This window comes from Photobacterium swingsii, assembly GCF_024346715.1.
Taxonomy (GTDB): domain Bacteria; phylum Pseudomonadota; class Gammaproteobacteria; order Enterobacterales; family Vibrionaceae; genus Photobacterium; species Photobacterium swingsii.
This window is the reverse complement of record NZ_AP024853.1, coordinates 921,353-941,589: the sequence shown is the minus strand read 5'-3', so window position 1 is coordinate 941,589 and position 20,237 is coordinate 921,353. Positions and strand designations below refer to the sequence as shown.

Genomic DNA, 20,237 nt, shown 5'->3' with positions numbered 1-20,237 from the left:
ATACATCATACAAATAAAAAAGAAAACGACTGCACAGGAATGCAGCCGCTTGGGTGAAATATGTGCTAGACGCTAGGTGTGGCTAATCCGTAACTTTGATGCCTTGGCCGTTTAGTGCTTGGCCAATAATCCAGCATTGCTCATCGTGCTCAGCAAAGGTATTCAGGAGGGATGTAAGCTGATCTTCTGGTACTGCAATCAGTAATCCGCCAGAAGTCTCTGGGCTACATAACTTATAGCGCCATACTTGTTCTAAATCGGGAGCAAATTGGATTTGACTCTCAAAAGCATCTAAATTACGTTTTGCCGCACAAGGGTAGATGTCGTCACGAGCGTAATCTTGTGCTTCGGGGAGAAATGGAATTTGAGTTGCATTGAGATGTAGACAGCATTGGCTCTTATTTGCCATTTCGAGTGCGTGACCGAGTAATGAATAACCTGTTACATCGGTACAAGCTGTAATGGGATAGTGAGAGATGATTTCTGCTGCCTTTTTGTTGAGCTTCTTCATACTCTCTGTTGCGGCAGTACGTGCATCATAACTTGCATTACCTTGCTTTGCTGCCGTGGTGATTATCCCTGTACCAAGAGGCTTAGTTAACACCAGAATATCGCCGCTTTGCACATTGGATTTGGTCAATACCTTATCTGGATGAGTGATCCCCATGACAGATAAACCAAATTTAGGTTCGCTATCTTCTACTGTATGCCCGCCAACCAATACCGCACCCGCCTCACGCACTTTTTCTGCACCTCCTGTCAGGATTTGACCCACAATCTCTTGGGGTAAATCGGGTGGTACACAGAAAATATTCATCGCTAGGGTTGCTTGTCCGCCCATCGCGTAAACATCGCTAAGGGCGTTGGCTGCTGCAATGGCACCAAAATCATATGGGTCATCCACGATTGGCGTGAAAAAATCTAAGGTTTGAATAACGGCGACATCATCGTTGATTTTATAAACGGCTGCATCATCGCTAACGGCTAGCCCGACCATAAGATCAGGGTTTGCCTGCGCTGGGAACATAGGGGTTAACGCAGCAAGCAATTGATCCATCACCTTAGGGCCAATTTTTGCGGCACAGCCTGACTTCGAGGTCATCTGTGTAAGTGGCGTGTGCTCGTTTTTTTTACAACTGCTCTTTATCGAGTGTTCTGTCATAATTTTTCCTACTTTGCACACCGCTAAGCGATTTCTGATTCAATGGTTTTTAGCACAAGGCGATCGTTGTCTATTCGCTTAATCCAGCCATCAAGTTCCATGCGGTTTAGTAGTGGAATCATGTATTTTCGTGATAAACCTGTACGGTCTTTAGCGTCTGAAATAGTAAAACGATCGTTTACAGCGTGCCCTTGCATTATCTCTATAACAAGTTGATCGTACAGGCTCTTTTCGTAGTAAATTTTACCTTCAAGTGGAATAGCGAAGCCTAAGCGCACCAGATTACGCAGTTCTTTTTGCGCGCCAGGGATTTTTTCTTTTTCAGCTTCATAACCTTGCTTGCCTGCGTGGTTCATCTTCGTCAGGATTTGTTTGGCAATCGGAGAGAGCTGCGCTTCACTTCGCCCTGTTCCTAACGAGAATAATTCGCCGGCTTGGCGGAGTTTTCCTTTGCCTGTGAAGTGTTCGAGTAGGGCCGATAGTGCATTGACTGGAATGTGAAGTTTGCTGCTGAGCTCATTCGCAGATAAATCGATGTGCTCTTGATTAAAGATAGCTTCGATTTGTTTGAAGGTATTGGTGGTGAATTCTTCGGTGAAAAGCCAATCTTGGGATTCGAGGTAACCAAATTCGTTTTGATCGTCTTGGCCGCGCTTCGCATAACCGTATAAGGACATGTTAAGCATGACGTAATCTTCCCAAGATGGATGTTCAGGCATAGCGATCAGGAGATCATACAACTTGGCTCGGTGTTGTTTGATAACAGGCCCACACCAAACGATAGCGCCACAATTAAGGATTTGGCTGCCACCATGCTGGATCAGCAAAGCGCGTTGATTCCAAAAACAACATGCAGGTTCATTTAACCGTAAGCGTGCTAAATTAGTACCCTTGAACACAAAGATTTTAGCCAAGCAATTGAAGGTACCAAATGCGACTTCGACTTCACTGTTATTTCGGCATTTGTTTTCAAACAAAAGGCTATCTAAACGAACAATGAGATCATTGGTGACAAAGCCTGCCTCAGTGCTATCGGTTAGGCAAAAACCACGTTCAACATCTTTCTTTTTCACCCCTTTTAGCGCAATCGCAACGCGCGAGACGGGTTCAGCCAGATCGATATTTTTGTGATAGGACTGCAAGCTTTTCACTTGTACCTTTTCACCTGAAGGTTGCAGTGTGAGTTTTTGTCCAACTTGGAACTTACCGCCACATAAACTACCTGTTACCGTTGTGCCTAAGCCGTTAACGGTAAAAATCCTATCTATATATAAGTGCGCTTGTTGCTGGTGGGTATCAAATGTCAGTTCTGCGTTTTCTGCTTTATTATCTAACTGACGACAAATATGCTGGCGAAGATTTTCAATCCCTGTTTGTGTATGAGATGAAACAACGAGCGAATCAGGAATAAAGCCGGCAATTTCAAGAAACTGTTCTAAAGCTTCTTCTTCCACCATCGCGAGCATATCTGCGTCAACCAGATCGGCTTTTGATATCACCAAAGTCACGTTCTCTATGCCCATAGAGGCAATCACTTTTAGGTGATCGGTCGACATTTGCATCCAGCCTTCATCAGCAGCAACCACAAAGAGCACCATATCTAGGCTCCACACGCCAGCCACCATGTTGCGGATAAAACGCTCGTGCCCAGGGACATCAATAACCCCAATGGGTGTACCGTCATTGTGATTAAAAAAAGCAAAGCCGAGATCGATTGTCATACCGCGCTTTTTCTCTTGCGGTAAATGAGCGGTATCTATGCCTGTCAGTGCTTTAATTAGCGCAGATTTTCCATGATCGACGTGTCCTGCTGTACCAACGACATAGCTCATTGTAATACCTCGGTAAGTTGGGTGCGAAGATAAGTCATTTCTGATTCATCAATAGTGGCGAGATTGAGCTGCACTTTGTCATGCTTAATGACCCCAATGACGGGCAATGGCCAGCTTCGCATCAGTTTAAGCAATTGTTCTGGTGAGCGTGCCAGTTTGGGATCTTTCGGAGAAAGCTCAACAGACCAAGATGGGGTCGATTGATCGGGTAATGATCCGCCGCCGACTGTCATGTCTGAACGTACGACTTGGATAAAGGGAGCAAGTCCTTCAGCTAGGCGTTCTGCACTGTGCTTAAGGGCTGTTTCTGCAATAGTGCTTTTTGTCTCTGCAACCCCCGCGCCACTATCAAGCTGATTGAGTTTGCGTACTGCAAGCTCTTCAAGTAAAGAATACACAATGCGACTTGGGCGAAATGCTCGCATCATAGGGTTTTTCTCTAGGCGTTGAATCAAGGACTGTTCGCCAGTGATCATGCCAGCTTGTGGTCCACCTAAAATTTTATCTCCCGAGAAACACACTAAGTCAGCACCCGCATTAATATAGCTGGCCACCGTTGGTTCATCTGGCATGTCTTCGACTGTCGTTCCAGAGCCTTGATCTACCGCTAAAATAACGTGTGGCGGCAATTCTTTGGCGAGTTCTTTGATATCAGCCGATTCGGTGAAACCCCTAATCTTAAAATTAGAGGTGTGGATCATCAAAACCATGGCAGTATTTTCAGTGATGGCATCAAGATAGTCTTGGTTAGTCGTGATATTGGTTGTGCCGACTTCAACCAGCTTGGCCCCTGATAGTGCTAAAATATCAGGGATGCGAAAACCACCACCAATTTGGATTTGTTCACCGCGTGACACGATCACTTCTTTACCTTGGGTGAGCTCATGCAACATAAGGTAAACAGAAGAGGCGTTGTTGTTAACGACTAACGTATCTTCACCTTTCACTAGGTGTGTCATCAGTGTTTGAATGATCCCTTTTCGTTTGCCTCGTTTTCCGGTCGACAAATCTATTTCAAGGTTGTTGTAGTGCGTGTTTACGTCAGTCACGCTTTGCCACAGTTCGGCATTGATAGGGGAGCGACCAAGGTTAGTATGTACTATGACGCCAGTGCCATTGACCACTCGTTGAAGGCGCTGCTGGTTCATCATCCAGCAAGCGTGTTTGATATTGTTGTAAAGCTTATCGAGTGAAACGTCCGTATTATTCTTGTCACTAAGGATATATTTTTTAAATGCTGATACTTCACTTCGAATAATATCCGTCACAATAGGGCGACTTAATCGTTCAATATAAGGTGAAATAAAGGCTTGCTGGAGGATTTTTTCTATTTGTGGGATGGAAGATAAGATACTGACTGTCATATATAACCTCAGCGATAACTAAGTTTACATTAGGCGGTCATTTTATACAGTTCATTAATTTGACAGCCTAATAAATTGTTCCAATTGGGATATGTATATAGAGGCTGGTTAAATGAAACTAATATGACAAAGCAATAAGAATCATACCGCTACCAACATTATTTATTTTATATCTTGGTATAAATAAATCTAATCCAAATGGTGTAATAGATTCAAGGCTCTAAATTGATTGGCGGAAGGAGCAGGAATCGAACCTACCAAAGCCTATTCAGCTCACATCGGTTTTGAAGACCGGGAGGGCCACCAGACCCCATCCACTTCCGCGTTTTGATGCGTCAATATAATCAAATAATTTAATGAGTTAAAAGTAGTTTACTAGTGTTTTGTGATGTTTTCTGCAAACTGACAAACTTATGCAACTAAATTGGTAATAGCGTGTTTAGTTAACATATTTTTTAACTCTAAAGGAGTATATGACGGTGTTTAATATGAGAGAGGTATACGCCACAATGGATAAGTATCATTGTGGGTGATGTTGAGGTAAAGAATAGCAGGTATTATTGGTTTATTGTTAAATTTTTATGGTTATCTTCATTTACCGTTAACATTAATGGTGGTTTCTTAACGATATCGAGCTGTTTTTGAGCGATGAGTTGTCTTTTAAAAAATTAAATACTGGTTATTCCCTGTTTCAGATTTAGATCACAATATTTAATTCTTCGGTATTTATAATCAATTTCATGTTGAGGCCAGAAATAATATTTAATTAAGACTTTAATATTATTAAGTTTTTAATTCTTCAACATATACTCACTGTTTAGTGTAATTAAAGTGCTTTTAACTAAACGAAGCAATTTTTTGATTTTTTAGTTAAAAGCTATTGATTATATGACTCTATTTATAGAGACCTTGGATCGAATAGCTGCATGAAGGTCACAAATGATTCATCGTTGTGTACCTGGGTGCCGTTTTTAACTTGATAAGCAGATGGAATGTAATGGTGTAATACACTGCTATATACAGAGGTAGATCAAGTTGAAAACAAAAAGATCTGAAGAGATCCTCATGGCTGGGTAGGTCGATGCCTATCACTTATACCATGATGCTGTTCAGAGATAGCGCGAGCACAATATAGATATGAATTGTGCTTTTACCGTCCACTGTTAAGGATCTAGAGATGACAGAAGAGATACGTCTGACGCAGATGACCAAAAAAGCGGGGTGAGCAGCAAAAATCGGCCCTAAGGCCATGGCGCAGGTTCTGCAGTCCATTTCACCCCTATTTCCCGAACAAGCGTATCCCAATTTGATGGTTGGGTTGACGGTAAGTGATGACGCTGCCGTTTATAAAATCAACGATGATGTTGCTGTTATTCAAACGTTGGACTTTTTTACTCCAATCGTGGATGACCCGTATGATTTTGGCGCAATTGCTGCTGCGAATGCGCTCAGCGATGTGTACGCCATGGGCGGACAAGTAACATTGGCGATGAATATATTTTGTGTTCCACCAGATCTTCCACAAGAAGTGGTAGGCCAAATCCTCAAAGGCGGTGCGGAAAAAGTCCGTGAAGCTGGTGCGGTATTAGTTGGCGGCCACACTGTAGAAGACAGCGAGCCTAAATTTGGCTTGTCTGTGATGGGCACAATACATCCTTCAAAAGTACAAACCAAATCTGCCGTTGAAAGCGGTGATGTTTTGGTACTAACCAAACCAATTGGTACAGGTTTAATTTCGACAGCGGCAAAACGTGGTAAAGCCAGTCAGGCGGCAATTAAAACCTCCACTGACAACATGAAAAAGCTAAACCGTAAAGCTGCAGAAATTTTTGCTAACTATCCAGTGCGAGCATGTACAGATGTGACAGGTTATTCCTTATTGGGTCATGCCCATGAGATGGCCGAAAAAAGTAACATTTGTATGCACTTCAAGGCTGAACAGGTTCCTTTCTTGCCTGAAGCCGAAGATTACGCAGCCCAAGGACTATTTCCTGGTGGCGCTGGCCGTAATCTTGAGGCTTACCGCGATGAAATCAACTTTGCAGAGGCACTTGATGAAAGCTGGCAACGTAAGTTGTGCTGCCCAGAAACATCTGGTGGTCTGCTTGCTGCCGTACCAAAAGATTGTTTGGATGCGTTACTAACAGAATTTAGCTGTAATGAAGAACCCTGTTGGGTTGTCGGGTTTGCCGAAGAAGGAACTGGCTTAAAGGTTAGTTAGGATTCGGTTTAATCAGGTGGACCAGCTTCGGCTGAAGCTGGTTACCTTGCTAAATCGTTCACCTTCCTAGAAAAATCCTCCCAACTGACGCTTGTTTGGAGAAACACATGAAACTCGAACTAGGCAACATCCATGTTCGTGATCTGGCCTTTGGCCCAGTAAGCGAAGTGAAAGAAAACACAGTGGTCGTTGATCAGCAGGCTTTAATCGGCCATTTGTCTGAATTGGATCACCGTATCCGCTCTATCGAGCTGTCTATCGCTAAACCTGGCGATAGTATTCGTATCATGCCGGTAAAGGACGCCATCGAGCCACGCGTAAAAGTAAGCGGCGGCGGTAACATTTTCCCTGGGCGACATTTGGGTGAAGAAGAGATGGTTGGCGAAGGCCGTACCCATGTCTTAAAAGGAATGGCTGTTGTTACAACGGGTGAAATCGTTGGCTTCCAAGAAGGTATTGTTGATATGAGTGGCCCGGGTGCAGATTACACCCCATTCTCATCAACTTTGAACCTTGTGATTCAATGTGAAGTCGATGAAAGCTGCAACCAGTACGATCATGAAGGCATTGTCCGTATGGTTGGCCTAGAAGCTGGTCGTTGGATTGGTGAATTGGCGCGTGATATTGAACCTGACGAGATTCAAACTTACGAAACTAAACCACTGCTAGAGCAAGCAGCAGAGTACCCTAACTTACCAAAAGTAGGTTACGTGTACATGCTACAAAGCCAAGGTTTATTACACGACACCTACTACTACGGTGTCGATGTTAAAGGCATGCTACCTACGCTAATGTACCCAACAGAAGTTATGGATGGGGCAATTATTAGCGGTAACTGTGTATCTGCATGTGATAAGAACACCAGTTATATCCACCAAAATAGCCCTGTTATTTACGACTTATACCGCCACCACGGTTCTAAATACAACTTCATGGGCGTTATTGTGACGAATGAAAACGTCACGCTACGCGATAAAGAGCGTTCATCTAACTTTGTTGTGAAACTTGCACAGCAAATGGGTTGGGATGCCGCGATCGTGAGTGAAGAAGGCTTTGGTAACCCAGACGCTGACTTAATCATGAACTGTGCAAAACTTGAAGCTGCGGGCATTCAAACTGTCTTACTGACAGATGAATACGCAGGCCAAAACGGTGAAAGTCAATCGCTAGCGGATTCTCATAAGAGTGCAGACGCTGTAGTTACCAATGGTAATGCTAACCAGTTAGTAACGTTACCAGCGATGGATAAAGTGATCGGTTACGACCGCTACGCAGATGTTGTTGCGGGTGGTTTCAACGGCAGCTTGCATGAAGATGGTTCAATTACAGTTGAACTTCAAGCCATCATAGGCGCAACTTGTGAGCTTGGTTTCCACAAACTCACTACCAAAGCAAGCTAAGCGAGGATACACACATGACATTGAAAGTCGTTTATTATCTCAACCAGTTCTTTGCCCAAAAAGGCGGTGAAGAAATGGCCCACATTCCAATGGAAGTTGTGGAAGGTCCTGTTGGTGTTGGTGCGCAATTTGGCACTATGCTAAAAGACAGAGCTGAGATCTCTCATACCATCATTTGTGGTGATTCATATTTCAACGAAAATGAAAGCCTATGCTGTCATAGCTTGCAAGAGATCCTTGCACAAGTGAAGCCTGATCTTGTGATTGCAGGTCCTGCATTTAACGCCGGCCGCTATGGTATGGCTTGTGGTACTGTGGCCAAAGTGGCACATGAAATGGGAATTGCTACCATTTCTGGTATGTACGTTGAAAACCCAGGCTATGAACTATTCCGTCAATACGCTTACATGGTAGAGACAGGCAATAGCGCAGCAAGTATGCGTAAAGCTGTACCTGCGATGGTGAGCTTGGTTAACCGTTTCATTGACACGAATGGCGATGTTGGTTCTCCAGAAGAAGCGGGTTACATGCCACGCGGCATCCGTGTGAACTTCTTTGCTGACAAGCGTGGTTCAGAACGTGCTGTAGACTTGCTGATTAACAAATTATCAGGTGAGTTTACAACTGAATATCCAATGCCAGTGTTCGACCGTGTTGATCCTCAACCACCTGTTGAGATGATGAGCACAGCGAAGATTGCGCTAGTGACTTCTGGCGGTGTTGTACCAAAAGGCAACCCAGACCATATCGAATCATCAAGCGCATCTAAGTATGGTGAATACAGCATTGAAGGGCTAGATGCACTTACTGAAGCAAGCCATGAAACTGCACACGGTGGTTACGACCCAGTGGCCTGTAACCAAGATCCAAACCGCGTATTGCCAGTAGATGTATTACGCGACATGGAGCGCGAAGGCATAATCGGTAGCCTGCATGACATGTTCTACACCACAGTAGGTAATGGTACTGCGGTAGCGAAAGCGAAAGAATATGGTGCAGAAATCGCGATGAAACTACAGAAAGCTGGGGTAACAGCAGCGATATTCACTTCCACTTGAGGCACTTGCACACGTTGCGGCGCAACGATGGTTAAAGAAATCGAAAAAGTGATGCCTGTAGTTCATATGGCGACAGTGGTTCCTATCTCTAAAACAGTAGGTGCAAACCGTATTATTCCTACCATTGCGATCCCTCATCCATTGGGCGATCCTAAAATGCAGCCACGAGAAGAGAAATTTACTCGTCGTCAATTGGTAGAAAAAGCGCTAAGCGCACTACAAACTAAGATTGATGAACAAACTGTATTTTAATCACTAATACGATTAATTAAATAAATAAAAGCCAGCCGTTAGCGGTTGGCTTTTTTATTGGTGTTTATGAACGCATATAAAAATACCCAAGCGTATGTTACTAACTTGGGTATGAAAGTCGTATTGCTATTTTTTATAAACTGGCATTAATCGCACTAAGACAGGATTTTATTAATTGACTATCGATGAATTGAAAATCTGAACGTTGTTTGTTAGGAAAGTCTTTTTCAATATCTTCACCGGTAAGATTGAGAAATTCAGGTTTGGCCTTACAGAGTACTTGGTATCTTTCCATTGTTTGCTCAATGGTATTTAGTGAATCCATGTCTAAACTGTCATCACGATAAATCACAATACTTCGATAAGGTGTTTCATGTGGTTTTACACTGCCAGCAAGAGGGTGTGAAATAACTTTATACCCGAGGTGAACTTGATCTCGAGTAAACGTCAAAACATCATTAACTGTATTTTTTCGAATGATTGTTATCGCACTGTTATCAACGTTAATACTTGGGTTGTTAGTGATGATCTCTAATCTATCAGCTCTCATGATGCTCCTTGATAATATTTAATCTTTGCAATATCACACCTTAATTATAATCCTTATAAAGCTGATTTTTTATGGCTTACCTCGTATTTTACAATGATAAACACCTCTTGGTTAAATAGATGGGTAGAGGAGAAATGAACACGCATATTAAAGTGAGTTAAGACGTTTTTTGTCATTATAATGTTTATTTTAATCCCTTTGATGCTATGCAGGTTTCATTACCCACGATACGGGTACAATAGTGGGTAGTAGTGCTTTTTAGATATTTAATCTCAACAAGATGTGCATTCAAGAAGGACTTTAAAATAATGGGAAATGAACAAACTTTACTGTTTATATTAAATGATGCACCGTATGGTTCGGAGCGTTCTTTCAATGGTTTAAGGCTGGCCATTAATCTTAATGAGCAAGAAATCAAGACCAATATTATGGTTTTTTTGATGTCTGATGCGGTGAGTTGTGCCTTACCAAAGCAGACGCCAGGTGAGGGGTATCACGTCCAACAAATGCTAGAAATATTACTTGCACAAGGTGCAAAAGTGAAGCTATGCAAGACGTGTTGCAATGCCAGAGGAATGAGTGAGCTTCCACTGATAGAGGGTGCTGAAATTGGTACACTGGATGACTTGTCGATGTGGACGTTACAGGCCGACAAAGTGGTTTGCTTTTAATTTATAGCTTATCAACCACTTAATACATACAAATAAGCCGCATAGGGTCACTATGCGGCTTTTATGTTGCTGTTTTTATTATATTTCCTTTGAAGGCTTAGACTCAATTTTCATTGAGCCCAAGTTTTAATTAGGATGCGGTTTGTGCATCTTTATGGTCGATATCGCCTTCAACATCGGTTTCAATCAACTTGTTAAGACGTGGTGCTAGGTATACACACACGACACCAACAACGGCAGAGGCAATCGCAAGCATGTAGAAGTAATTACCGTAAGACGCCAAGCTTTCTACTGGGGTCATTTCTACTTCACCGCTTGAAGACAAGCCTGCCACCCAAGCTCCAGCTACAGAGGCGAGAGCCAGTGTCATGTTCCACGCCCCGTAAATAAAGCCACGGATACGACTTGGGAATAGTTTAGCAATAGCCGATAGACCCAAGGCAGAAATCAACAACTCACCAATTGCGAACAAGAAGTGTGGTGCAGCAATCCAGAATGGATTGAGCATGCCATTCTCGTCGCCAAAGTATTGGGAGAAGCCAGCACAAGCAAAGGCTGCAGCACAAATCAGCATACCGAGTGCGAACTTACCAGGCATTGACAAGTCTTTGCCTTTCTCTCCCAAGGTTGTATAGATATGGGCGAGAATAGGGCTAAGGAAGATAACCCACATAGGGTTAAGTGATTGGTAAGAAACAGGGTTAACAGGTATACCAAATATCTCAGGCTCTACGTTGTTGATCGCAAAGAAATTAAGTGATGTTGGCATTTGATTGTAAAGTACAAAGAATGCCAGCGCTTGCACCATCAAGACCAAACCAACAATCATGCGTTTGCGGCTAGTCGGTTCTTCTTTCTTCATCTCTTTCATGATGAGGAACAAAATAACCATAGCGGCAATACCCAGTACCGCTTGTGCAAGTGGTAGGTTAGTTAGCAAGTAACTCGCAGTCGCAATAGTGAGTAGTACCCCAGCCAAGAACAAGCTGTTCGTTTTGAATGGTACAGCGTGTTGGTCGGCTTCGGTAGCTTCCTTGATTTTCTTATTGAATAACAAGTAGGTGACGACGTTGACTGTCATGCCCACGGCCGACAAGATGAAGGCTGAAGTCCAGCCAATGCTGTACGCCATGATAGGTGCGCCTAACTGTGCAATGAAAGCACCAATGTTATTCACCATGTAGAACAGGGTGTAGGCACCATCTAAGCGTGGATCGTTTTTCTCATACGATGCCGCAATAATGGTTGGTGGCGCCACACTACCGATACCACGACCTACAGCAACAGTACCCAAACCAATGAATACGAAGTGTGGTTGCGCAGTGATCGCAGAGTAAGCGATGATGAAATACCCTAAACCTTGGAAGAAGAACCCCCAAACTAAGGTACGTTTTGCCCCTAAGATTTTATCGGCTAGCCAACCACCGACAAACAGCATCGCAGCACCCAATGCAGCAAATGCACCAAAAGTAGCAAACGACGTTTTTTGGTCTATCCCCAGCTCATCGCCTAAGAAAACAGGCAAAATAGCCCATAGGCTATAGAAAGATAACGCCCACCAGAACTGGCATGAACAAAGAATATAAAAGGTTAACGGATGACGCTTTTTCATGATCGTATCTCCATGATGCTGAGGTTATAGCGCCTGCATGTAGAAAGCTTTGTAAGCACGGTAAAGTTCATGCACATCGAACTTAGAAGAGAGCTCGAACGGTGAGTGCATCGATAAGATCGCCGCCCCTGCATCAATTGTGTTAATACCGTAATGTGCTAGGTATTTCGCCACTGTACCGCCGCCCCCTTCGTCTACTTTGCCAAGCAAACCGGTTTGCCACTTAATTTCTGTATCATCGAAAATACGACGCAACGCAGCCACATATTCAGCATCAGCATCGTTTGAGGCGACTTTACCACCGTGCCCTGTGTACTTAGTAAGTACTAAGCCGTAACCCAGTTTTGAGGCATTTTGTGCATCATGAACAGATTCAAACAGTGGGTTAAGTCCAGCGTTGACATCAGAAGATAGGGCGTAAGATTGCCATAAACAGCGACGCAGCATTTGGTCGTTGTATTGGCCGCCAGCTTGACGCACCAGTAATTCACCCGTAAAGAATTCGAGGTAACGTGACTCTAGGCCTGTTGCACCTGTCGAGCCAATTTCTTCTTTATCGACCAAGAAGCACACCGCAGTTTGCTCTGGTGTATCGATATCGAAAATTGCTTCAAGTGAGGTGTAAGCACAGATACGGTCATCCTGGCCGTAAGCACCAATAATACCGTGATCTAAACCCACATCGCGTGCTTTACCAGCAGGCACTAACATCAACTCAGCAGAGATAAAATCAGGCTCACTAATTTCGTATTTTTCGAACAGCTTAGTTAATACGTGGTGTTTGACTGTGTCTTTGATTTTTTCATCATCAAAAGTCATCGGTACAGAGCCAACCACGATTTGAAGCTCTTCGCCTTTTAGTACTTCATCGGCTTTACGCTCACGCTGTACTTTGCGATCTAGGTGTGGAAGTAGGTCTGGGATAGTGAAAACTGGATCACTATCATCTTCACCAATCGCAATATCGACTTTGCGGCCAGACTTGGTAACGACAATGCCGTGCAGTGCGAGAGGGCGTGAGGCCCATTGGTATTTTTTGATGCCACCATAGTAGTGAGTTCGCATCAGCGCGAGTTCACATTTCTCGTAGACTGGTGATGGTTTTAAGTCTAATCTTGGTGAGTCAATGTGAGAAACGACGTAGCGAATTCCCTCGCTGATTGGACGTTGCCCGATAATAGCGAGGACAACATTCTTATGGCGGTTAATAAAGTACACTTTATCACCAGCAACTAATTGTTCAAATTCAGAAATAGGACGGAAACCGTGTTGTTCTGCTTGAGCAATTGAGACAGTCACGCACTGCCTTTCTGTTTTTCCTTGGTCTAAAAAGTGTTTGTAGCCTTCATTAAACAGGTTTATTTCATCAATTCTCTTTTTATCAAGATCGAGCCAACCATTTGTGAACTTAAGCGTTTCCATTGCCTTACTCCGCATTTATTAATGATGATTCGAGTCGGAGGTTATCATTCTGCATATGCAAGCGTTTGTGAGGATGATCTTCTTATAGATATAAAAATATCAAAATTAAACGCTGCTTTATTGAGTCATTTGTAAATTAATAAACCAACAGTTGTGTAATTGGCTTATTGGTAATAAAAGTTCAGTAAGGTGATTATTTAATGATATTTGTAATTAGAACTGACTGGTATCAATGGGATTCTAATAAATAGATGCATAAATAAAGTTAACCAAAGTAGGAAGGTTTATTTGATTCGAGGCAATAAAACACTAGTAATAGGTTACTCTGCTTAGAGTGAAAATAGAGGGAATAACAATAGAATAGATATTTTAAAGCCAGTCATTATTTTTCCTAATGTAATATATTTTGCCCGTTTTTAACCCAAAGTGAAAAAAGTAGTATTGCTTCCTTTACGTATTGTTAATTTTATATTAAGGGAGAAAGAATTTGGTGATTATAAGAGTCAATATTTCCAATGATAGTCAAAGTATAGTGCTTTATATTCAATTTTGTTCTTTTCATGATGAGTTACATAACTAATCGTATGGTTAGTTTATGATTTAAGTATCATATTTTTAGATCGTGAAGAATTTTATACTGTAATTAGGCTTTGCTCACAAAAAAATAAACATTACTATTTATAATCACTTACAAGTTAAAAGCAGAAGAGATTATATTTGGGTGGTATATAGCTATATTTTGCTATCCAGATTCCAATTAGCAGCTTATTAAAGTCTAAGTGATTTGGTTCACAGTTATTAATACTTGCCACCTTATTAGAGAAGCTGTCACAAAACTGATTTGTTTTGATATGTCCTTACTATTCCTTTCAGGATGAAAGGGCATGTAGTCGTGAAATAGCAATCGGTGAATTATATGTCTGAACTATACGATGTCATCATAATTGGTGGCGGTGCTGGTGGTATGTCAGCTGGGGTCTATGCCGCTCGTGGCAAAATGAAAACCCTAATCATTGAAGATAAGCGCAACACAGGCGGTCAAGCCGCGACAACCAGTGAAATGGAAAACTACCCAGGTATTGTGGAAGCAACAGGTCCGCAGTTGATGGATATGTTCCGTGAACACTGTAATAAGTTTGGTGTGGAGTTTGCTCGTGGACTCGTGTCTGATATCACTATTGCTGATGATGGCTTTATTAAGACGCTAACAACCAGTAAAGGTGAAACGTACCAAACCAAAAGTATCATAGTTGCAACAGGGGCTACCCCTCGCATTCTAGGTATTACGGGCGAATCTGAGTTCCGTGGTAAAGGTGTTTCATACTGTGCAACTTGTGATGCGGATTTCTACGAAGAGCTTGATGTCGTCGTAGTGGGGTCTGGAAACACTGCGGTTGAAGAATCTGTATTCCTGACCAAGTTTGTCAACAAAGTCACCATGATCGTACTGCATGATCAAGGCATTCTCGATGCGGATCGTACAGCGCAAGAACAAGCATTTGCGAACGATAAAATTGAATTTGTTTGGAACTCTGTAGTTGAAGAAATCTGTGGCGATGAGCTTGTTACTGGTGTGAAACTTAAGCACCTTAAAACAGGTGAGATCTCTGAGTTATCCACTGACGGTGTCTTTATGTTTGTTGGCACCGTGCCAAAAACAGACTTCATTAAAGGCCAAGTGGCACTAACGCCACAAGGCTATGTGATTACCAACGAAAAACAAGAAACTAATGTTCCTGGTATTTTTGCTGTTGGTGATGTAACAGATAAATTCCTTCGTCAAGTGGTTACCGCTGCGGGCGATGGTGCAGTCGCAGCAGTTGCAGCTGACCGTTATATCGAAGAAGAAGAAAACTGGCGCAAGTCTGTCTCTGAATTTGGTGGCACGGCAATGGTGGCGTTCTGGAACCCATTAAGCAAAGAAAGCTTAGCGGTGATTAACCAGCTAGAACAAGATTGCAAAGATAAGCCTGATCAGCGTGTTGTCACCATTGATACCTACAAGAGTCAAAATATTGCAAACCGCTTCTCGGTTTCTGAAGTGCCGGTTGTGATCCGATTTGACGCTGGGCAGGAAGCCAAGCGAGTGGATGTTAAGGATATTGCTGAGTTAGATACTCTGTATTAAGGGAAACGCAATGATCGAACTAAATAAAGATAACTTTGATGCTGAAGTGAAAGTCGATGGCATCGTGCTGGTAGATTTCTGGAGCGAAAGTTGTGGTCGCTGCATTGAATTGATGCCAGAAGTGATGGAATTGGCTGAGAAGTACGGTAATGAAATTAAGTTCTGCAAACTGAACATTCAGGGTAACCGTCGTTTAGCGATGGCGCAGAAAGTAATGGGCCTACCATCTTTCGTTTTCTACAAAAACGGTGAAAAAATTGAACACCTTTCTGGCGAAGAGTTAGAAATGGAAGATGTTGCAAGCAAAGTAGAAAGCTACATCGCGGAAACAGCATAAAGTATAACTAGGTGTAGCTGATTTACACCCAATGAATTTGTATTTAATAGGCAACGGCCTGTTGGCGCAAATATAAGCCTCGCTTTCTCTACATGGCTTTCGATGAAAGCAGGGTAGGAAAAAAAGTGCTTTATAAAATCCATGTGAACTCAGTATGTGGTGTTCCATAAGCTGATAAGCATGATCGTAGTAATCTGTACCCTTGGAGTGAACAATGCTCAAAGATAAGAAAGTTATTATCTTGGGAGACAGAGATGGTGTACCAGGACAAGCAATTGAAGCTTGTATTAAAACTGCTGGTGCGCATGTTCTTTTCTCTACAACTGAGTGTTTCGTCTGAACCAGCGCAGGTGCTATGGATCTGGAAAACCAGAAGAGGATCAAAGGTTTTGCTGAAGAGTTCGGCCCAGAGAATCTGGTAGTCGTACTTGGTGGTGCGGAAGCAGAAGCTTCTGGCCTAGCGTGTGAAACCGTTACAAACGGCGATCCTACTTTTGCCGGTCCATTAGCCGGAGTCCAGTTAGGACTCTCTTGTTATCATGTGGTTGAGCCGGAAATTAAAGACAATGTGGATGCTGACGTCTATGACGAACAGATAAGCATGATGGAAATGGTACTTGATGTCGATGCCATAGTGGCAGAGGTCAAAGAGTATCGTGAGCAATTCGGAAAGTATGTTTAATCGGGAGAAAGATTGTGTTCGCTAATAAAACAGTGATCATTCTTGGAGACCGCGATGGCGTACCTGGTCAGGCAATTGAAACTTGCATGAAGACCACAGGTGCTCACGTTGCTTTCTCTACTACAGAATGTTTCGTCTGAACAAGCGCTGGCGCAATGGATCTGGAAAATCAAAAGCGGATTAAAGCACTTGCTGAGGAAAAAGGCGCAGAGAATCTTGTTGTGATTCTTGGCGGCGCAGAAGCAGAAGCTTCTGGCCTAGCATGTGAAACTGTCACCACAGGTGATCCGACTTTTGCAGGACCATTGGCGGGAGTCCAGTTAGGACTTTCTTGTTATCACGTGGTGGAAGACGAAGTTAAAAATGCCGTTGATCCAGCTGTCTATGAAGAGCAAGTTGGAATGATGGAAATGGTACTTGATGTCGATGCTATCAAAGCGGAAATGCAACAATACCGCAGCGAAACTGCATTAGCATAAGTATATCTCAATGCTGGTTCGGATCTGTTTATTAAAGCGGGTTCGAACCTTTTATCCGGCTCGGATGCAGGAGTAACAATGGGATACGCAGTAATTAAAGGTGTGAGCTACGTGCTCGCCCATACACCAGATGTATTAATTCAACACGGTTCGGTACAAGTACAGTCAAGGGCAAAAGATCCTTCAGACCCGTACTTGAAGCAACTAAAAGATCACCTTCGCCCATTCGAAGACGTAGTATCTTACCCCGCTAACCAGTGTTACATCGGAAACCTAACCCCGCAGCAATTAGCAGATATCCCACAACCTTGGTTTGAAAATAAAGAGCACACAGCTCAGCAAGGTCAGTTCGGTGAAATCTACAACCAGCCTCAATTTTATGCCATGTTGAACCACGTAGACGTGTTCAATTTGGTGCAACTGACTCAAGAGTTTATCGACACATACCACGCGCAAGTGGCGCACCATCCTTTATACGGTGATGATGTTGATTTACTGGCGGGTCATCAGATCATCACTAAAGATGAAATTCTAGCACTGACAGAACATCACCAAGCTGAAGTATTGATGATGAATGGTGAGTTGGTAGGTTGTGTGAAAGCCGCGCACGATGAAGACGAAAACTTATCAGCGCATATCATGCTAGAAAACCTTTGCACGAAAGCATCAGGCGTTATGGCTGCGATGCATTTGAAACAGCAAGGTATTGAATTAGATAAAGTCGACTACTTGATCGAATGTTCAGAAGAAGCGTGTGGTGACATCAACCAACGTGGCGGCGGTAACTTCGCAAAAGCTATTGGTGAAGTGATCGGCTGTAACAGTGCAACCGGTTCTGATGTTCGTGGTTTCTGTGCGGCGCCTGCGCACGCAATGACATTAGCGGCTGCGTTAGTGAAATCTGGCATTTTCAAAAATGTCATGGTTGTTGCTGGTGGTGCTGTTGCCAAACTGGGTATGAATGGTCGTGACCATGTGAAACAAAATATGCCTGTGCTGGAAGATTGCCTAGCTGGTTTTGCGTGCATGGTAACGGAAAATGACGGTGTGAGCCCTGAGATTAATACAGACATCGTTGGTCGTCATCAAATTGGTACTGGCTCATCACCACAAGCTGTGATGACAGCTCTGATTGCCGCGCCGCTTAAAGCCGCTGGCATGAAGATGACAGACATCGACAAGTACTCAGTAGAAATGCAAAACCCTGAAATCACTAAGCCTGCAGGTGCAGGGAATGTGCCGGAATCAAACTACAAAATGATTGCAGCGCTAGCAGTGAAAGAAGGGCAGATGGAGCGTACACAATTACCTGCATTCGTTGAGAAACATGGCATGACAGGCTTTGCACCTACGCAAGGGCATATTCCATCGGGCGTTCCTTTCCTTGGTTTTGGCCGTGACATGATCCTCAATGATGAAATCAAAAACTTCATGATGGTAGGTAAAGGCAGCTTGTTCTTAGGTCGTATGACTAACTTGTTTGATGGTTTGAGCTTTGTGGTTCAAAAGAACAGCGGCAAGCAAGATGAAGTGTTCGATGAGAATCAAGTGAAACAGGTTGTGGCGCAAGCAATGCGCGATGTGGCTGAGAACTTGCTCAACGCGAAGAGCGAGAAGTAATCGGAGGTTGCGATGGCTAATATCAATCAACAACTGTCCGACACGTTTTCAGCAATGGCGGATGGCCTGTTAAGTGGACAATTTGGTAAGAAAACCCGAATTGCGCTTACGCTGATCGGCAGCGAACACGGCCCACAAGAACTGCTTCGTGGTGCTCAGTTAGTTGCACGACAACACAGCGACATCGAACCTGTGCTCATTGGTTGTAATGATCCTGAGTGTGGTTTTGAATGCCACCCTGCAGAGGATTTAAACCAATGCCACCAAGTGATGGAAAGCTTGTTTGAGCAAAAGCAAATCGACGGCTGTGTCACTTTGCATTATGCCTTTCCTCTCGGTGTGAGCACCATGGGTAAAGTGGTAACACCGGGTACTGGGCGTGAGATGATCATTGCCTCTACCACAGGTACCACAGATACCAATCGTCAAGCGGCGATGCTCAAAAACACCTTGTATGGGATTGCACTAGCAAAAGCGACGGGGATCGAAAAGCCAACGGTTGGGGTGCTAAACATTGATGGTGCAGCCCTCTGTGAGCGTGGTCTACGAGACCTTCAACAAGCGGGTTATGACATTCATTTTGCAGAATCAGGACGAGCTGATGGCGGAATTGCCATGCGCGGTAATGATTTGCTGCAAGGTACACCAGATGTCATGGTGACTGATAGCCTAACCGGCAATTTGCTGATGAAAATGTTCTCTTCGTTCACTACAGGTGGTAGCTATGAAGCCTCGGGCTTTGGTTATGGACCGGGCTTAGGTGAAGGTACGGCAGGTAAGCTAGTGAATATTATCTCTCGGGCGTCAGGGGCACCAGTTGTGGCAGGAGCCATGAGATTATGTGCAGACGCAGCAAAAGGAGAGGTAATGAAGCGCGTTGACGAGGAGTGGGAAGCAGCAACCTTATCAGGCTTAAACAGTACTCTGGCAAAATATTGTCAGCCAAAAGCGCCAGTAGAAACCAAAGAAACCGTCGTCGCACCACCTGAAAAGGTGACAGACTCGGAGATCGGTGGCATTGATATCTTAGAGATTGAAGATGCATGCCAATCATTGTGGCAAGCAAATATCTTTGCTCGCACTGGGATGGGCTGTACAGGCCCGATTATCTTAGTTGCGAAGGAAGATATCGATGCTGCCAAAGCTCGCCTAGTTGAAACGGAGTTCTTAGGCTAGTGCTGTGATTTAAGATAATATTGAGCACGAAAACCATCATGGTGAGTAGTGCTTTTTCTTTCTGTTCTCTCTTCTTATCTTTTCTTTTTTCTTTTGAATTGTGTCTTTCCTAATTGAACTATCCTATTTTGCTTTCGTCCCCTATATGCATGATTTGATATTTAATTTTGCTTATCTCTAATTTTTAAGTGTGAAACTTCATCAAAGGCAAAGTTGAGAGCCGAGTCGCCATAATATGTGCTTTGTTTCATTATAATCAGTAGAGTTTTTA

General features: G+C 43.4%; 16 protein-coding genes and 1 tRNA gene. 10 read left to right on the top strand and 7 right to left on the bottom strand.

Annotated features, from left to right (window positions below):
* Positions 1–82: 82 nt before the first annotated feature.
* The 4 genes from selD (OCU77_RS21540) to OCU77_RS21525 all read right to left on the bottom strand — a co-directional run bounded on the left by selD (OCU77_RS21540) (position 83) and on the right by OCU77_RS21525 (position 4,680).
* Complete coding sequence (gene selD / locus OCU77_RS21540; RefSeq protein WP_084711702.1) at positions 83–1,162, bottom strand: selenide, water dikinase SelD; 1,080 nt, start codon at positions 1,160–1,162, stop codon at positions 83–85.
* Positions 1,163–1,185: 23 nt separating this feature from the next.
* Entirely contained in the window at positions 1,186–2,994 is a 1,809-nt protein-coding gene (gene selB, locus OCU77_RS21535; protein ID WP_048897579.1) for a selenocysteine-specific translation elongation factor, read from the bottom strand.
* The gene (gene selA, locus OCU77_RS21530) at positions 2,991–4,358 is read right to left on the bottom strand and encodes an L-seryl-tRNA(Sec) selenium transferase (protein WP_048897580.1); all 1,368 of its coding nucleotides are present in this window, start codon (positions 4,356–4,358) and stop codon (positions 2,991–2,993) included. Before selA ends, selB begins: the two co-directional genes overlap by 4 nt.
* 230 nt (positions 4,359–4,588) lie before the next feature.
* Positions 4,589–4,680, bottom strand: a tRNA-Sec gene (locus OCU77_RS21525).
* 855 nt (positions 4,681–5,535) lie between these two features.
* Here OCU77_RS21525 and selD (OCU77_RS21520) point away from each other — a divergent pair.
* The 3 genes from selD (OCU77_RS21520) to grdB all read left to right on the top strand — a co-directional run bounded on the left by selD (OCU77_RS21520) (position 5,536) and on the right by grdB (position 9,289).
* A complete protein-coding gene (gene selD / locus OCU77_RS21520) occupies positions 5,536–6,579 on the top strand; it encodes a selenide, water dikinase SelD (protein WP_084711703.1) in 1,044 nt (347 codons plus the stop codon).
* A 107-nt stretch (positions 6,580–6,686) separates the two neighbouring features.
* Entirely contained in the window at positions 6,687–7,979 is a 1,293-nt protein-coding gene (locus tag OCU77_RS21515; protein WP_048897582.1) for a glycine/sarcosine/betaine reductase component B subunit, read from the top strand.
* A gap of 14 nt (positions 7,980–7,993) precedes the next feature.
* Positions 7,994–9,289, top strand: coding sequence for a glycine reductase complex selenoprotein B (grdB, locus tag OCU77_RS21510; RefSeq protein WP_084711704.1), 1,296 nt, complete (start codon positions 7,994–7,996; stop codon positions 9,287–9,289).
* 133 nt (positions 9,290–9,422) lie between these two features.
* Here the strand turns inward: grdB and OCU77_RS21505 are convergent, their stop codons facing one another.
* Entirely contained in the window at positions 9,423–9,839 is a 417-nt protein-coding gene (locus OCU77_RS21505; protein ID WP_048897585.1) for a GrdX family protein, read from the bottom strand.
* Between the two features lie 308 nt (positions 9,840–10,147).
* Between OCU77_RS21505 and OCU77_RS21500 the strand changes: the two genes are divergently transcribed.
* Complete coding sequence (locus OCU77_RS21500) at positions 10,148–10,510, top strand: DsrE/DsrF/TusD sulfur relay family protein (protein ID WP_048897586.1); 363 nt, start codon at positions 10,148–10,150, stop codon at positions 10,508–10,510.
* Positions 10,511–10,640: 130 nt separating this feature from the next.
* Here the strand turns inward: OCU77_RS21500 and OCU77_RS21495 are convergent, their stop codons facing one another.
* Together OCU77_RS21495 and OCU77_RS21490 are read right to left on the bottom strand one after the other, a co-directional pair.
* The gene (locus tag OCU77_RS21495) at positions 10,641–12,122 is read right to left on the bottom strand and encodes an oligopeptide:H+ symporter (protein ID WP_107302604.1); all 1,482 of its coding nucleotides are present in this window, start codon (positions 12,120–12,122) and stop codon (positions 10,641–10,643) included.
* 24 nt (positions 12,123–12,146) lie between these two features.
* Complete coding sequence (locus OCU77_RS21490) at positions 12,147–13,544, bottom strand: aminopeptidase (RefSeq protein WP_048897587.1); 1,398 nt, start codon at positions 13,542–13,544, stop codon at positions 12,147–12,149.
* Positions 13,545–14,460: 916 nt separating this feature from the next.
* Between OCU77_RS21490 and trxB the strand changes: the two genes are divergently transcribed.
* The 6 genes from trxB (at position 14,461) to grdD (ending at position 19,966) form a co-directional block, all read left to right on the top strand.
* On the top strand, positions 14,461–15,672 hold the full coding sequence (gene trxB, locus OCU77_RS21485) for a thioredoxin-disulfide reductase (protein ID WP_048897588.1): 1,212 nt from the start codon (positions 14,461–14,463) through the stop codon (positions 15,670–15,672).
* 10 nt (positions 15,673–15,682) lie between these two features.
* Positions 15,683–16,009, top strand: coding sequence for a thioredoxin TrxA (trxA, locus tag OCU77_RS21480; protein ID WP_048897589.1), 327 nt, complete (start codon positions 15,683–15,685; stop codon positions 16,007–16,009).
* A 214-nt stretch (positions 16,010–16,223) separates the two neighbouring features.
* Positions 16,224–16,691 carry a glycine/sarcosine/betaine reductase complex selenoprotein A gene (grdA, locus tag OCU77_RS21475; RefSeq protein ID WP_084711705.1) on the top strand — a complete coding sequence of 156 codons (468 nt, stop codon included), beginning with the start codon at positions 16,224–16,226 and terminating at the stop codon, positions 16,689–16,691.
* A gap of 14 nt (positions 16,692–16,705) precedes the next feature.
* Complete coding sequence (gene grdA / locus OCU77_RS21470; protein WP_244915165.1) at positions 16,706–17,170, top strand: glycine/sarcosine/betaine reductase complex selenoprotein A; 465 nt, start codon at positions 16,706–16,708, stop codon at positions 17,168–17,170.
* Positions 17,171–17,248: 78 nt separating this feature from the next.
* Positions 17,249–18,790 (top strand): glycine/sarcosine/betaine reductase complex component C subunit beta, encoded by a 1,542-nt coding sequence (gene grdC, locus OCU77_RS21465; RefSeq protein ID WP_048897592.1) that lies wholly within the window; start codon positions 17,249–17,251, stop codon positions 18,788–18,790.
* Between the two features lie 12 nt (positions 18,791–18,802).
* Positions 18,803–19,966, top strand: coding sequence for a glycine/sarcosine/betaine reductase complex component C subunit alpha (grdD, locus tag OCU77_RS21460; RefSeq protein ID WP_048897593.1), 1,164 nt, complete (start codon positions 18,803–18,805; stop codon positions 19,964–19,966).
* Positions 19,967–20,237 lie beyond the last annotated feature (271 nt).